Here is a 15919-nt window from a genome sequence, read left to right as displayed (position 1 = left end):
GTGAAAAAGTGGATATGAAATGACAGAACCTTTACATTTATCAATACGAAGGTGAAAATTCATATGAAAACTGTTATGATTTTACATATCTAGAATAATAAACATCATTTTTTTAGGAGGACCTTCCTTGAATCGTATCCAGAAATTTTTCACTCAAATAAAAGGGCTGTTGGTCCATCGTTTTTTTCAAGTGCTTTTGTTCATCATACTTGGTTTGTTTGCGTATGGTTTAATGTTCTCCAATGTGAAGCCGGAAAGGGTTCAGGTAGAGCTTTTTAAGCCTGCGGAACAAACGATCCGATCAACCAAGACTGTGGAAGATACCTATAAGACGGAACAGGAAAAAGAAGAGATTTCAAAACAGGTGGCGGATGTTTATTCTTTAAAAAAAGAATATGCCAAAAATAAAGTCGATCTGATTTCATCCATTTTCGATTCAGCGATTGAGGTGAATAAAGAAACGGACCCCGATGAAGATCATAAAGAAGATGAGGATAAAAAAGAGACCGTAAAGACGGATGCTCAAAAAGTTTCGATATTAAAAGAAAAATTGACTGATGAAGTGAATAAAAATATCGAGGAATCGGTTTTCCTTGCATTAGTGCAGGCGGATGAAGATGAGTTGAAAATAGCGAAGGATTCGACCATTACGGCAGTGAATAATGTGATGAGCTCCCGAATCGCTGCAAGTGACGTCGAAAATGCCAAGAAAAAGGTTGTAGAGGAATTAGGGTATATGAGCATTAGTGGCGATATGAAAAAAGCCTCCACTTCCCTTGCGCGTACGGCAATCATTCAGAATGTATTTTTCGATAAGGACAAAACCGAGGAACAGCGAAGGAAAGCGGTTGAAAGCGTGGAGCCAATCAGGATCCTTCAAGGTCAGATCATCGTTGAAGAAAATCAGTTAGTGGACAGGGATGTATATAGGCAGCTTGAACTGGCAGGCTTCTTAAATACGGAGTCTACCATTTACCCGTATATCGGCCTGCTGTTATTCATATTCCTGACTTTTGCCGCTTTTTATTACTATTTCTACTATTCCGTTTCCAAAAAGGATAACAAGTACAATCAGTTATTGATCTTCAGTCTTGTCTTTATCCTTTCAATGGCTACCATGAAAACGGTCAGTATTCTGGCAGACCTGAAAAACTCGAACTTGGAATACATTTTTCCGGGTGCCATGGCGGCGATGCTCATCAAGATATTATTGGATGATAGGTTAGCGGTAGCAATGATCATATTGTTAGGTTCGTATGGTACGATTATATTTAATGGTGATACACCTGGAAATCTGGATTTCTCGATGGGGCTTTATATCATTTTCGGGGGATTGACGGCAATCATCATCCTATCCAGGCCAAATTTCAAATCAAAGGTGCTGGTAGCGGGGCTGCTATTGTCTTTAATCAATATGGCATTTGTTTTTTCGCTCATCTTTATTATGGACAGCCATTATACTAGAATGGAGTACTTGTATTATGCTTCTGCTGCCATAGGTTCTGGAGTGGGTGCAGCCGTTTTGACAATGGGCTTGTTACCGTTTTTCGAGGCTGGTTTCGGGATTTTATCATCGATTAAGCTTATCGAGCTCGCGAATCCCAATCATCCGTTATTGCGGAAGATCTTGATTGAGGCTCCGGGGACATATCACCATAGTGTAATGGTCGCCAATTTGGCGGAATCGGCTTGTGAAGCCATCGGCTCGAATGGCTTGCTGGCAAGGGTCGGCAGTTATTATCATGATATCGGTAAAACGAAGCGGCCGCACTTCTTCATCGAAAATCAGATGAGTGAAGAGAACCCGCATGATCGGCTTCAGCCGGAAACTAGCAGGGATATCATCATTTCCCATGCTGTAGATGGCGGGGAAATGCTGCGCAGTCACAAATTCCCGAAAGAGATTGTGGATATTGCAGAGCAGCATCATGGGACCACATTATTGAAATTTTTCTACCATAAGGCAAAAAAACAGGATGAGGCCACACTCGAGGCGGCCTATCGATATCCCGGGCCGAGGGCGTTAATGAAGGAAGTGGCCGTCATCGGCATAGCCGATAGTGTGGAAGCTGCAGTGAGATCGATGAAGCACCCAACTCCGGAGAAGATTGAAGAGCTGGTAAGTTTCATCATTCAGGACAGGATTTCTGATGGTCAATTTGATGAATGTGACATTACTATGAGAGAATTAAGTATCGTGAAGCATTCCTTATGTGAATCGCTGAATGGTATCTTCCACTCCAGGATTGAATATCCGGAGCCGGATAAATTAGGACAGAAGGTGAAAGAATGATTTTAGCTATCGATTTAATGGATGAAACGAATGAAGTAACGGAGGAAGCTCAGCAGCTTGTTGAAAGCATTCTTCAATTTGCGGCAAGAAAAGAAAACATTGAAAAAGACACCGAGCTGTCTGTTACATTTGTAGACAATGATAGGATTCGGGAAATCAATAAAGAATATCGTCATAAAGATTCAGCTACAGATGTCATTTCTTTTGCGCTTGAAGAAATGGGAGAAGATGAAGTGGAAATTGTCGGAGCGGAAATGCCTCGCATGTTAGGGGATATCATCATTTCCATTGAACGCACGAAAGAACAAGCTGAAGAATATGGTCATTCATTTGACCGGGAACTTGGATTTTTAGCACTGCATGGTTTTCTTCATTTATTGGGATTCGACCACATGAATGAAGAAGATGAAAAAGTGATGTTCACAAAACAAAAGGAGATCTTGGAAGAATATGGACTTTCAAGAGAAGGATAAAAAAAGGTATCCTTTATTAAAAAGTTTCTCTTTTGCCTGTCAGGGAATTTTGGAGGCTGTTCGGACTGAACGTAATATCAAGATTCATTTCGCGTTAACGGCAATCGTCGTATTCTTTGGTTGGCACTTCTCATTGAATGGGATGGAGTGGCTTTTCATTTTGGCGGCCATAGCCGGTACGATTACGTTGGAGCTCGTTAATTCCGCGATTGAAAGGGTAGTGGACCTGGTAACGGACCAAATCCATCCGCTTGCCAAGCAGGCAAAAGATATTGCAGCCGGAGCTGTATTCATATATGCTATATTTTCTATAATAGTTGGATTGATTATCTTTTTGCCTAAGGTTGGCCTGTAGGTTGCCGAAATGGTACTCAATTTGAAAGGAAGATGTGAATTGAATACAAAAGAATTGATTGAGGAAGCTAAAAAAGCAAGGGATAAAGCTTATGTGCCTTACTCCAAGTTTAAGGTGGGGGCAGCCCTTTTAACCGCTGATGGAAAGGTCTATCATGGTTGTAATATAGAAAATGCTGCATACAGCATGTGTAATTGCGCCGAAAGGACAGCTTTATTCAGCGCTTATGCCCATGACGATAAAAAATTCACCAAACTTGCAGTCGTGGCGGATACCGATGGTCCCGTCGCTCCATGCGGGGCATGCAGGCAGGTTATTTCAGAACTGTGCGAAAAGGATATGCCGGTCGTTTTGACCAACTTACATGGGGATATAAAAGAACTAACAGTACAGGAATTGCTTCCAGGAGCTTTTTCACCGGAGGATTTAAATGGATAAACTATTTGACGATACACAAGTAAAAGGTTACAAATCAGGTTTCATTTCAATAATTGGACGACCTAATGTAGGAAAAAGTACATTTCTGAATCGGGTCATCGGTCAAAAGATCGCCATTATGAGTGATAAACCGCAAACTACAAGAAATAAGGTCCAGGGTGTACTTACGCAAAACGATTCACAAATGATTTTCATCGATACACCCGGCATTCATAAACCAAAGCATAAGCTTGGCGACTTCATGATGAAAGTGGCAACGAATACATTGAAGGAAGTCGATTTGATACTCTTCATGATCAATGCGACTGAAGGATACGGACGCGGGGACGAGTTCATCATCGAAAAACTTCAATCCGTAAAAACGCCTGTTTTCCTGGTCGTAAACAAAATCGATGCGATGCATCCAGATGATTTACTTCCGATCATTGAAAAATACCAACAGCTTTACCCTTTTGCGGCAGTCGTTCCGATTTCTGCGCTTGAAGGAAATAATGTGGATACTCTGCTTGAACAAATCAAAGAGCATCTGCCTGAAGGTCCCCAGTTCTATCCAGCTGACCAAGTGACCGACCATCCGGAACGTTTTATCATTTCCGAATTGGTCCGCGAGAAGGTACTGCACCTGACACGGGAAGAAATTCCACATTCAGTGGCTGTTGTCATCGATTCAATTAAAAAAATGGACAATAGCGACACCATCAATGTCATGGCGACTATCGTTGTCGAACGGGATTCACAAAAAGGCATTGTCATCGGAAAGCAAGGGAAAATGCTTAAAGAAGTCGGCAGCCGTGCCAGGGTGGATATCGAAAACCTATTGGGTTCTAAAGTTTTCTTGGAACTGTGGGTGAAGGTACAGAAGGATTGGCGTAACAAAGCAAGCCAGCTTCGCGATTACGGCTTCAATGAAAGCGAGTATTAATTAACAAAATTTACGCATCATGAAAGTTAGGAAAACGGTCAAGCTAATCATATGGTCGGATATTCATATTGCTAGTTAAAAATGAAAGGTGGGCTTTATATGTTGGATTTTACCTGGGAATTATTCACTGAAACAGGTAATGTGGACACCTATTTGCTGTTTAAGGAGATAGAAGTCGAGAGACAGGAAAGACACTTGGGATTGAATGATGAGCTAGCAGAAATTGATTTTCCTGTTTCATAGGTTAGCCTTGGCGAGCATGGGTGGTGTCTTGGTATGCTCCAAAAATGTGAGGGCATTGTCATAAGGCGAACTGCATATGGAGAAAATAACAAAATCATTACTATATATACCCGTGAGCTAGGGAAAATTGGCGTCATGGCAAGAGGGGCCAGTAAACCTAACAGCAGGCTTTCAGCCGTCACACAGCTTTTTTGCTCCGGGTATTTTCTTGTAACCACATCAACCGGACTCGGCAGTCTTCAGCAAGGCGAAATGGTCGATTCACTCCGTTTCATAAGGGAGGATCTTTTTGCCACCGCTTATGCTTCATATATTGTTGAATTGCTTGATAAAAGCGTCGAGGATAAGAAACCGAATCCATATTTGTATGAATTGCTTTCGCAAACTTTGCATTACATAAACGAGGAATATGACGCGGAGGTTTTGACATTCATTTTTGAAATGAAGATGCTGCCCGTCAATGGGATTAACCCAGTGCTGAATCAGTGTGCAGTATGTGGTGAAACGGAAGGGGAATTCTCCTTCTCGCTTCGGGAAGCGGGCTTTATCTGTCACCGCTGTCTGGGGAAAGACCCTTATCATTTTAAAATTTCACCTGCAGCCGTCAAATTGCTTCGGATTTTTTATTATTTAGATTTATCAAGGCTCGGAAACATTTCCGTCAAGCCTGAAACGAAAAAAGAACTGCGGAAGATCATCGATGCATATTATGAGGAATATTCCGGTCTGCTTTTGAAATCAAAAAAGTTCCTGAAACAGATTGATACGATGAAAGATATGTTTTAGGTTCTGACCTATTGACATTCCATGCTAGTTTGTATAAAATTCTAATCATCAAAATAAGAAGATTGCGTTGATGGAAAAGAGTATCTGTCATTCTCCATAAAAAGCGAACCCGGGACGGTGAAAGCCGGGATATGGATTTACAGGGAAGGGCGTTTCCGGAGCATGTTGCTTTGAAAAGAGGCCGTTTTGTAAACGGCAATTAGGGTGGAACCGCGGGTATACTCTCGTCCCTATGCATTTCGCATAGGGACGGGAGTTTTTTGTTTGCCAAAATGTAATGGGTTTCCGACCTTTAATCTTAAAAAGCCGTTTAAATAACCTGGAGGTGTACGATGAATATTCAAAATATGATTTTAACGTTACAAAAGCATTGGTCTGAACAAGGCTGCATATTGATGAATGCTTATGATGTCGAGAAAGGGGCAGGAACGATGAGCCCATACACGTTCCTGAGAGCCATTGGACCGGAGCCTTGGAGCGTGGCTTACGTAGAGCCTTCCCGCCGTCCTGCTGACGGTCGTTATGGTGAGAACCCTAATCGACTGTATCAGCATCATCAGTTCCAAGTGATCATGAAGCCGTCGCCTGACAATATCCAAGAGTTGTATTTGGATTCATTACGTGCTTTAGGGATAAATCCGCTCGAGCATGATATTCGCTTTGTGGAGGACAATTGGGAAAATCCATCCCTAGGGTGTGCCGGACTCGGTTGGGAAGTGTGGCTTGATGGAATGGAAATCACGCAATTTACATATTTCCAACAAGTGGGCGGCCTTGAGTGTAAACCGGTCTCCGTGGAAATTACATACGGGATCGAACGTCTCGCCTCTTACATTCAAGATAAGGAAAACGTATTTGACCTAGAATGGACAGATGGATTCACTGTTCGCGATATATTTGGTCAGCCGGAATATGAACATTCGAAATATACGTTCGAAACCTCCGACCTTGACATGCTTTTTCAGCTTTTCACGATGTATGAAAAGGAAGCGCATCGACAAATGGAAGAAGGACTTGTACATCCTGCATATGATTATGTTTTGAAATGTTCCCATACATTTAACCTTTTGGATGCCAAAGGTGCCATCTCGGTGACGGAAAGAACGGGTTATATTGCCCGGTGCCGTAACTTAGCGCGTAAGGTTGCCAAAACCTTCTATGAAGAGCGGGAAAAATTAGGCTTCCCGATCCTGAAAGTGAAAGGGGAGAATACAAATGAGCAAGCGTGATTTGTTATTGGAGATTGGATTGGAAGAGCTGCCTGCCCGTTTTGTGACAGCATCAATGAAACAGTTGTCAGATAAAGTGCAGCAATGGCTAACGGAAAAAGCGATAGAATTCGGGACGGTTGAAGCTTTTTCCACACCAAGACGTTTGGCCGTATTGGTGAAGGACGTGGAAGAATCCCAAAAGGATATCGAAGAAGAGGCAAAAGGTCCGGCCAAAAAAATCGCGTTGGACAGCGAAGGCAACTGGTCTAAAGCAGCATTGGGATTCGTCAGGGGTCAAGGCATGACTTCAGAGGACATTTATTTTAAAGAACTCAAGGGTGTGGAATATGTCCATGTGAATAAATTCATAAAAGGACAGCAGACCGTTCAGCTTTTATCTGAGCTTGCTGAAATCATCAGCGGCATGACGTTCCCGAAAAATATGCGCTGGGCCAATCAGGAGCTCCGCTTCGTCCGTCCGATTAAATGGCTGATTGCCTTATTTGGCAATGAAATAGTGCCATTCAGCATTGCTGATGTGGAAACGGGCCGTGAAACAAAAGGACATCGTTTCTTAGGCAATAGCGCCATCATCGAGCAGCCGCAACGGTACGAAGATACGCTGAAAGAACAATTTGTAATGGCGGATCCAGATAAACGCCGGCAAGTTATATTGGATCAGATTAAAGAGCTTGAGCAGGAGAAAGGCTGGATCATCCCTGTCGATGAAGATCTGCTTGAAGAGGTAAATAATTTGGTAGAGTATCCAACGGTGTTATTTGGACATTTTGAAGAAGAATTCCTTGAGCTTCCTGCTGAGGTACTAATCACATCAATGAAGGAACACCAACGTTATTTCCCAGTTAAAGATCAGGAAGGGAACCTGCTTGCTTACTTTGTAACCGTGCGCAACGGCGATGACCGCCATTTGGATAAGGTTTCTAAAGGTAATGAAAAAGTATTGCGTGCCCGCTTATCGGATGCAGCATTTTTCTATAAAGAAGATCAGAAAAAAGAGATTTCGGATGCTTTGAAAAAGCTTGACAGCATCGTTTATCATGAAGAAATCGGTACATTGGCCGAGAAAACTGCCCGGGTAACTGAAGTGACCGGTGCTCTTGCGGATGCTTTGAATTTAAAGGCGGAAAAAGAAATGGCGCTTCGTACAGCGGCAATTGCCAAGTTCGATTTGGTAAGTAATATGGTTTATGAATTCCCTGAATTGCAAGGGTATATGGGTGAAAAATATGCTCTCTTAAAAGGGGAAGCCAAAGAAGTGGCCGCAGCTATCAATGAACATTATATGCCAAGGCATGCGGATGATGATGTACCGCCTTCAGTCATTGGCGCGGTTGTGAGTTTGGCTGAAAAAATTGATACTTTGTCTTCGTTTTTCGCTATTGGCGTCATTCCGACAGGTTCCCAGGATCCTTACGCATTAAGAAGGCAGGCGAGCGGTGTCGTCCAAATTCTAGCTGAGAAGAAATGGAATATTTCATTAGAGGAGCTTATTGTTTTAGGTCTTAAAGGACCGGAATCAAAAGGTATCTTAAAACGTGATCTTGAAGAAGTTAAAACGGACATGTTCACATTCTTTAAAGCTCGTGTCAAACACATGCTTCAAGAACAGCAAATCCGTTACGATTTGATTGACGCAGTTTTGTTCAATGAAATCGGTTATATCCACTCAATCGTGGAACGTGCACATGTATTGGATGCGAAGAAAGAAGAAGCAGGCTTTAAGGAAAGCCTGGAAGCTTTGAGCCGGGTCATGAACATTGCCGTAAAATGTGACAATCAGGTGACAGTCGACCCTGCTGCCTTTGAAAATGATCAAGAAAATGCGTTATATGTAAAATATCAAAAAGTGGCAATGCGTTATATGGAATCTAAAGATGAGACTGAGCGGTTTGAAGAGCTTGTTTCGCTTCAATCGGAAATAGAGTCATATTTCGAGAATACAATGGTCATGGCAGAGGATGAAGCAATCCGCAACAACCGTTTATCCCTAATGAAGGAAATCAGTGATTTGGTTGCAGGTTTTGCTGCCATGAATAAAATCATCCTTACATGATCGAAAGGGTGTATGGTATCGGAAACCCTTTGAATATGGGTTTCCGATTTCTTAAAAAGATAAATGGACAATAAATAGGACAAAAATGCCCTAATTAAATTATTTAGTATATAATTATTAAATGAATAACTTTTGTTACTTTACTCTGCGAAAGCAGTGGGGTGGTGATTATAATCCAATTGAATAAGCGTCAGGAACAAATTTTACAAATTGTAAAAGAAAACGGACCGATTACTGGAGAACATATTGCGGATAGATTGAACCTTACCAGGGCGACACTTCGCCCGGATTTAGCGATTTTAACGATGGCAGGTTTTCTTGATGCCCGGCCCAGAGTGGGGTATTTCTATACAGGCAGGTCAGGGACACAGCTTTTGACAGATAGCCTTAACCATCTTTATGTACGGGACTACCAATCGATACCTGTCGTCGTTGACGAGGGCATTTCCGTATACGATGCAATCGTCATGATGTTTTTAGAAGATGTCGGAACAATGTTCGTCGTCGATAAGCATGCATTGCTTGTTGGTGTCTTATCAAGGAAAGACTTATTGCGTGCGAGTATTGGGAAACAAGAGCTTAACTCCATTCCAGTCAATATCATCATGACTAGGATGCCCAATATTACAATGTGTTCAAAAGAAGACCTTTTGATTGATGTTGCCAAAAAACTGATTGATAAACAAATCGACTCATTACCGGTCGTCAAAGACACAGAAAAGGGCTATGAAGTAATTGGAAGAATTACAAAAACCAATATTACGAAAGCATTCGTAGCTTTGGCTGATGAAGGCTATTAGGGGGCTTGCAAAAGGAATGACGGAGAATATGAACGGTTCTATTATATATGTTGTATCGGATTCAGTAGGGGAAACAGCGGAATTGGTCACAAAAGCCGCTGCAAGCCAGTTCTCGGGATCTGCTTTTTCAATAAAGAGAATTCCGTATATTGAAGATGAACAAAACGTGGATGAAGTGATATCACTGGCTAAGTTGGACGGGGCTATCATTGCTTATACTCTGGTGAAGCCAGCTATTAGAGCGTATATGAAAGCACAGGTCGAGAAAGAAAACCTGGCTGCTTATGACATTTTAGGGCCGCTCATGGACATCCTTCAGGAAAGGGCGCCAAAAGGGCCGCTTAATGAACCTGGTCTGGTAAGAAAGCTGGATGATGACTATTTCAAGCGTGTGGAAGCCATTGAATTCGCTGTAAAATATGATGATGGACGTGACCCTCGCGGCATTTTACGCGCAGATATCGTCCTTGTGGGTGTTTCACGCACTTCCAAAACGCCATTATCACAATATTTAGCCCACAAACGCTATAAAGTGGCGAACGTACCTTTAGTGCCTGAAGTGGAACCGCCAGAAGAGCTGTTCCTGGTACCTCCTGAAAAATGCATTGGTTTAAAGATCAGCCCGGAAAAGCTGAACCATATTCGTAAAGAACGATTAAAGTCTCTTGGGCTCAATGATCATGCCATTTACGCAAATGTGGAGCGCATAAAAGAAGAATTGACATACTTTGATACAATCATATCAAGGTTGAATTGTCCTATCATTGATGTAACCAATAAAGCTGTTGAAGAAACAGCCAATTTGATCATCAATATCCTTCAAAATAAAAACCGTTGATCCCTAAATTAAGGCAAATCAAAATGTGAGCTAGACACTTTATGTGTCAGCTCACATTTTAATGCCAAGGTCAAATAAGGGATTAATAAGAATAAATTCAAAATAATTACATAAAATTCCTCTTAGTTTCCTCGTGCAAATCCATTGATTTGCATGAAAATACATTCGGAATTTAAATGTTGGCATCTTCTAATCAAATAGACTATAATAAAAAATTGTGAGAAAAAAGTAATCTTAAGGTTTAGACTTAATTAATAAGGAATAAACTAAAGGTTAATGAGATGTCAAGGTTTTTATCATAAAAATAATTCGACATGTTCCGTATAATTCAGGAGGGGCTGGTCTTTTTCAAGGCAAATGAGGTGCTTTCACTTGAATAAACAGGTATTCTTTGAAGAATAATGTTTGCTCCTTTAGAGGGAACGCTCTGAATCAATGCTGGAAATTCACCATATCTTCATAAAGTTTAGGGGAGAAAAAGGATTATGCAGAAAGATGTAGAATTAGAAGGTATGAATAATAAACCTACGATACACGTCGATGCCGATGCATGCCCGGTGAAAGACGAAATCCTTCATTGTGCAAGTTTGCACGAAATTGAAGTCTGTTTTGTTGCATCATATAAAAATATGATGAATAACCCTGAAGGTAAATGGGTATATGTCGATGCAGACAAAGAAGCGGCAGATCTTTATATAGTAAACTCAGTAAAAAAGGGTGATATTGTCGTTACTGCAGATATTGGTTTGGCTGGGACACTGCTTCCTAAAAACGTTTATGTCCTTTCGCCAAGGGGAAAAGAATACACGGAAGAGAATATTTTCATGCTCTTGGATATGCGTTATCAGTCGGCTAAACTCCGCAGGCAGGGTAAGCATACGAAAGGGCCAAAAGCATTCACAAAGGAAGATCGTATATGTTTTACAAATAAACTTATGAAAACATTGTCGAACTTTGCAGGGAATTAGGAAACAGTATCGAATAAGAAACTATCACCAATATTGCAAGGTGGAAAAATGATAAATAGCCGTATAGAAGATGAGAAAATTAATCAAATTCGTGAAGCTGTTGACATTGTTGATTTAATTGGGGAGTATGTCCAGCTGAAGAAGCAGGGGCGCAATTACTTTGGCCTATGTCCTTTTCATGGTGAAAACTCGCCCTCGTTTTCCGTTTCAACGGAAAAACAAATCTTTCACTGTTTCGGTTGCGGGGCAGGCGGAAATATTTTTACCTTCTTAATGGATATAGAAGGCTACAGCTTTGTGGAATCTGCAAAAGTTTTAGCTGAAAAAGGAAATGTTCCTTTGGAAGTTGAAATCAATAAGGATTCCAAGCGTTCCAACATGCCGGCAGGCGCTCAGCAAATGGTTGAAGCCCATGACCTGCTGAGGAAGTTTTATCATCATCTCCTCGTTAATACGAAAGAGGGGCAGGATGCTCTCGAATATTTACTTAAACGAGGGTTTACTGAAGAGACGATAGAAAAGTTCCAAATTGGCTACTCTTTGGATTCATGGGACTTCGTGTCCAAGTTTCTTTTAAAACGCGGGTTTCCAGCGGAATACATGGAGCAGGCAGGGCTTATTATTTTCAGGGAAAAAGACGAGTCATATTTTGACCGTTTCAGAAATAGAGTCATGTTTCCAATTATGGATCATCAAGGAAATACGATTGCGTTTTCAGGAAGAGCGATGGGGGACGATGAGCCCAAATATTTGAATAGTCCTGAAACGCCAATCTTTAATAAAAGTAAAACTTTATATAATTTCCATCATGCAAGACCACACATACGTAAGAAAGAACAAGCAGTCATTTTTGAAGGCTTTGCCGATTGCATTTCAGCAGTTGGCGCAGGTGTGGAGAATGCGGTCGCTACAATGGGCACTGCCCTGACGGACCAGCATATCCAGCTTTTAAAAAGAAATACTGACCAGATACTTATTTGCTACGATTCGGACTCAGCGGGATTGAACGCTGCCAATCGTGCAGTTAATATGCTACAGGACCATGAGTTTTCCGTGAAAGTCGCTCTCATGCCTGATAACCTGGACCCCGATGACTACATAAAGGAATTCGGTGAAAAAAGCTTTGTTTCTGAAGTAATAGGGGCCAGTTTAACCTACATGGCATTCAAAATGCATTATTTGCGTCGAGGGAAAAATGTAAATAATGAAGGAGATCGAATTCAATATATCGAAGAAGTCCTTAAAGAAATTTCGCGATTGCCCAATGCAGTGGAGAGGGATCATTATCTCCGGCAGCTATCCTCTGAATTTTCCCTTTCATTGGATGCGCTGGAACAGCAGCAGCGTCAGGTGTTCTTTACGGAACGCAAGAAGGGGACATTGCCGCAGCCAGCAGCCCAAAAGAAAATGGCCCTGCAATATGAGCATAAGTTAAAGCCTGCTCACCATAATGCTGAAATGAAGTTGATTGCCCATATGCTGAAAAGCAGGGATATGACTTTCAAAATTCAGCAGTTGCTTGGGCAAACGGTCTTTCATGTAGATGAACATCAGGCAATCATCACCTATTTATATGCGTTCTATGAAGATGGACACGAACCGGATACAAGCTTTTTCCTTACTTATTTACCGGATCCAAACTTGAGAAGGATCGTTTCGGAAATAGAAATGATGTCAGTGAATGAGGAAGTTACCGATAAAGAACTGACCGATTGTATAAATCAAGTGTTGAAATATGAAAAGTTGTTAAAGATAAAAGAAAAACAAGTTGAAGAAAAAGATGCAGTTAGACGAAGTGATTATGTCACTGCTGCACAAATTGCCATGGAAATCATTAAATTGCGTAAAATGTTGTAGTCGTTTAGGTGTAAGTCCTGGAAGGAGGGGAACTAATGGCTGAAAAACCAGCACGTTCCAAACAAGTTGATAATGAATTTAGCCTTGAACAGGTGAAAGAAAAATTACTGGAGCTAGGTAAAAAACGAGGCTCTTTGACTTTAGAAAAAATCGCTGAAATGATTGGCGGTTTTGAGTTGGATTCCGATCAAATGGATGAGTTCTATGAGGTGTTAGCAGAAAACGGCGTCGAAATACTCACTGATGGTGAGGAAGACGAAGATGAAGATGATCCAGATGAGAAGAAACTTGCAAAAGAAGAAGAGTTTGACTTAAATGATTTAAGTGTTCCTCCTGGCGTAAAAATTAATGACCCAGTACGCATGTATTTAAAGGAAATTGGTCGGGTCGACCTTTTATCGGCAGAAGAGGAAATCTCTTTGGCGACGAGAATTGAAGATGGAGATGAAGAAGCGAAACGCCGTTTGGCAGAAGCTAACCTACGTCTTGTTGTCAGTATCGCCAAGCGTTATGTCGGACGCGGAATGCTTTTCCTTGATTTGATTCAGGAAGGTAATATGGGACTTATCAAAGCTGTGGAAAAATTTGATTACCGCAAGGGATTCAAATTCAGTACGTATGCAACATGGTGGATTCGCCAAGCGATAACCCGTGCCATTGCCGACCAAGCAAGGACGATTCGGATACCGGTTCATATGGTGGAAACCATCAATAAATTGATTCGTGTCCAAAGACAGCTTCTTCAGGATTTAGGACGTGAACCTTCACCGGAAGAAATTGCGGAAGATATGGACCTGACTCCCGAAAAAGTTCGTGAAATCTTGAAAATAGCTCAGGAGCCTGTTTCATTGGAAACGCCAATAGGTGAAGAAGACGATTCACATTTAGGTGATTTCATTGAAGATCAGGATGCGACTTCCCCATCGGAGCATGCAGCATATGAACTATTGAAAGAACAGCTTGAAGACGTATTGGACACTCTTACTGACCGTGAAGAGAACGTCTTGAGACTCCGCTTTGGACTTGATGATGGCCGCACCCGTACTCTTGAAGAGGTAGGTAAAGTGTTTGGGGTTACCCGCGAGCGTATCCGTCAAATCGAAGCGAAGGCGCTGCGTAAACTGAGACATCCAAGCCGCAGCAAACGCTTGAAAGATTTCCTTGAATAGAATATATGCCCTTAACAGAGCCCTCTTTGAATGCCCAGCGTTCGGGAGCGGCTCTTTTTTTAAATTTCGATGTAAAAATATCCTAATAAGAACAATAGTTATCCATTTTTCCAAATAACAGAAACAAATTTACAGACGTTAAAAAGAAGATCATCATGAGGATGTGAGATTCATGGATGAAATGAGAAAGAAAATCATCATTCAAGAAATATACTCCTGGAAAGAAAGTCGTATGCTTCCGGAGCAATATTGTAATTACCTGCTTGCATTATACGGTCAAGGTGAACTTCCGCCATCAAAATCGAATGATGAGACCGCGAGCAAAAAAAACGACATCTTTTTCGGAATGTTGATTGGAACCTGTTTTGCATTTATTGTATTTTTGAATTATTTTACTGAAATAACCATAAGAATGCAAATGCTTATGACAACAATTTCAATACTTGTCTTTGGGCTGGCAGTCCGCCGCTTAAAAGGCAGGAAGGTCATTTTTCAGATGGCGTTGATGGGGATGGTACTATCATTGCTTTTATTAACTGTCAGTTTGGCGGAATTCATGGCACCCGGCAAAGCGGGTATCCTTTATATTTTCTTATTCATTAATTGCGGGCTCTGGATTTTATTGGGCAATAAGCTGAAGCTGCTCCATTTTTCCATAGCGGGAAGCCTTGGGGCACTGGTCACTCTTTACTTTTTATTAATATAATTCAAGGACATACCAGCGGTTTTAAATAATGATTTTTGGGTATTATGAAACATATGTAAGAAAAAGTAAAATTGTTTGGAAATATACATAAGTTTTTGACAATTTTAAGAAATTATATAATATCTTCTATTTTTGGGCTTTTACTTGAAACTCTTTTCAAGTAAAATAATATATAGTTGTTTGTATATAATATTAAATATGGTAAGTTTAGGTTCTACATAGGGGAGGAAATACTATGAATCGCAATCCAGTAATGCCTTTTATTATTATCATGGTTTTTGGTATTGGACTTATGTTTTTACTTTCGTTTAAAGGTTTGGGTGATGCCAAAGATCTTGCTAAGGAAAAAGAGGGCGGCGAAAAGACAGAAGAAACAGAAAGTGCCTCAGCATCACCTGAGGACATTTATAAGCAAAACTGTATCTCTTGTCATGGTGACGCCTATCAAGGCGGTGTCGGGCCTGCTCTAAAAGGAGTTGGCGATCGCCTGTCGGTGGACGAGGTTAAAGACGTGATCACTAATGGACGAGGTGGAATGCCACCAGGTTTAGTCGAAGAACAGAACATTGACGCCATGGCCGAATATATTCATGGACTGAAATAATTCATGAAACTGACTCAAGAAATCGTTGGAAAGCGAACTTTTTGAGTCAGTTTTTCATTTATTCAGAAAAGGAAGAATCCAGATGGGAGTTTTTCTTTTGCCCATGATAGAAAGAAGCCTATTTCTCCTTTCTGTAATTTTTCGATTGAACTTGGTATAATCGAATGGGAAAGTAATTATAG

16 protein-coding genes and 1 other annotated feature are annotated in these 15919 nt (G+C 41.1%); all 16 genes read left to right on the top strand.

Annotated elements, in window-relative coordinates; all coding sequences use genetic code 11:
• Positions 1 to 127: 127 nt before the first annotated feature.
• The gene (locus MKX49_RS15460; RefSeq protein WP_318291834.1) at positions 128 to 2293 is read left to right on the top strand and encodes an HD family phosphohydrolase; all 2166 of its coding nucleotides are present in this window, start codon (positions 128 to 130) and stop codon (positions 2291 to 2293) included.
• Positions 2290 to 2766: an rRNA maturation RNase YbeY gene (gene ybeY, locus MKX49_RS15455; protein WP_034308501.1), complete on the top strand. Its 477-nt coding sequence runs from the start codon at positions 2290 to 2292 to the stop codon at positions 2764 to 2766. Before MKX49_RS15460 ends, ybeY begins: the two co-directional genes overlap by 4 nt.
• A complete protein-coding gene (locus tag MKX49_RS15450; protein WP_063594184.1) occupies positions 2744 to 3121 on the top strand; it encodes a diacylglycerol kinase family protein in 378 nt (125 codons plus the stop codon). Before ybeY ends, MKX49_RS15450 begins: the two co-directional genes overlap by 23 nt.
• Before the next feature lie 39 nt (positions 3122 to 3160).
• Entirely contained in the window at positions 3161 to 3559 is a 399-nt protein-coding gene (locus MKX49_RS15445) for a cytidine deaminase (RefSeq protein WP_048685709.1), read from the top strand.
• Positions 3552 to 4481, top strand: a complete 930-nt coding sequence (gene era / locus MKX49_RS15440) for a GTPase Era (protein WP_034308493.1) — start codon at positions 3552 to 3554, stop codon at positions 4479 to 4481. Before MKX49_RS15445 ends, era begins: the two co-directional genes overlap by 8 nt.
• 99 nt (positions 4482 to 4580) lie before the next feature.
• The gene (locus tag MKX49_RS15435; RefSeq protein WP_065310843.1) at positions 4581 to 4724 is read left to right on the top strand and encodes a YqzL family protein; all 144 of its coding nucleotides are present in this window, start codon (positions 4581 to 4583) and stop codon (positions 4722 to 4724) included.
• A gap of 33 nt (positions 4725 to 4757) precedes the next feature.
• Complete coding sequence (gene recO, locus MKX49_RS15430) at positions 4758 to 5510, top strand: DNA repair protein RecO (protein ID WP_034308490.1); 753 nt, start codon at positions 4758 to 4760, stop codon at positions 5508 to 5510.
• A gap of 58 nt (positions 5511 to 5568) precedes the next feature.
• Positions 5569 to 5745, top strand: a binding site (T-box leader).
• A gap of 97 nt (positions 5746 to 5842) precedes the next feature.
• Positions 5843 to 6739 (top strand): glycine--tRNA ligase subunit alpha, encoded by an 897-nt coding sequence (gene glyQ / locus MKX49_RS15425; RefSeq protein WP_034308488.1) that lies wholly within the window; start codon positions 5843 to 5845, stop codon positions 6737 to 6739.
• The gene (gene glyS / locus MKX49_RS15420; protein ID WP_340876933.1) at positions 6726 to 8795 is read left to right on the top strand and encodes a glycine--tRNA ligase subunit beta; all 2070 of its coding nucleotides are present in this window, start codon (positions 6726 to 6728) and stop codon (positions 8793 to 8795) included. Before glyQ ends, glyS begins: the two co-directional genes overlap by 14 nt.
• A gap of 161 nt (positions 8796 to 8956) precedes the next feature.
• A complete protein-coding gene (locus MKX49_RS15415; protein WP_034308483.1) occupies positions 8957 to 9595 on the top strand; it encodes a helix-turn-helix transcriptional regulator in 639 nt (212 codons plus the stop codon).
• Between the two features lie 28 nt (positions 9596 to 9623).
• Positions 9624 to 10433, top strand: a complete 810-nt coding sequence (locus MKX49_RS15410) for a pyruvate, water dikinase regulatory protein (protein WP_048685721.1) — start codon at positions 9624 to 9626, stop codon at positions 10431 to 10433.
• A gap of 512 nt (positions 10434 to 10945) precedes the next feature.
• Entirely contained in the window at positions 10946 to 11401 is a 456-nt protein-coding gene (locus tag MKX49_RS15405; protein ID WP_048685719.1) for a YaiI/YqxD family protein, read from the top strand.
• Positions 11402 to 11449: 48 nt separating this feature from the next.
• A complete protein-coding gene (dnaG, locus tag MKX49_RS15400; protein WP_445670129.1) occupies positions 11450 to 13258 on the top strand; it encodes a DNA primase in 1809 nt (602 codons plus the stop codon).
• 35 nt (positions 13259 to 13293) lie between these two features.
• Positions 13294 to 14427, top strand: a complete 1134-nt coding sequence (rpoD, locus tag MKX49_RS15395) for an RNA polymerase sigma factor RpoD (RefSeq protein WP_034308477.1) — start codon at positions 13294 to 13296, stop codon at positions 14425 to 14427.
• 172 nt (positions 14428 to 14599) lie between these two features.
• On the top strand, positions 14600 to 15133 hold the full coding sequence (locus MKX49_RS15390) for a hypothetical protein (protein ID WP_063594182.1): 534 nt from the start codon (positions 14600 to 14602) through the stop codon (positions 15131 to 15133).
• Positions 15134 to 15368: 235 nt separating this feature from the next.
• The gene (gene cccA, locus MKX49_RS15385) at positions 15369 to 15737 is read left to right on the top strand and encodes a cytochrome c550 (RefSeq protein ID WP_095389799.1); all 369 of its coding nucleotides are present in this window, start codon (positions 15369 to 15371) and stop codon (positions 15735 to 15737) included.
• The last annotated feature ends 182 nt before the right edge of the window (positions 15738 to 15919 follow it).

It is taken from the genome of Peribacillus sp. FSL M8-0224 (assembly GCF_038003055.1).
GTDB lineage: Bacteria > Bacillota > Bacilli > Bacillales > DSM-1321 > Peribacillus > Peribacillus frigoritolerans.
The sequence above is the reverse complement of the archived record's forward strand: the minus strand, read 5'-3'. Positions and strand labels throughout refer to the sequence as shown.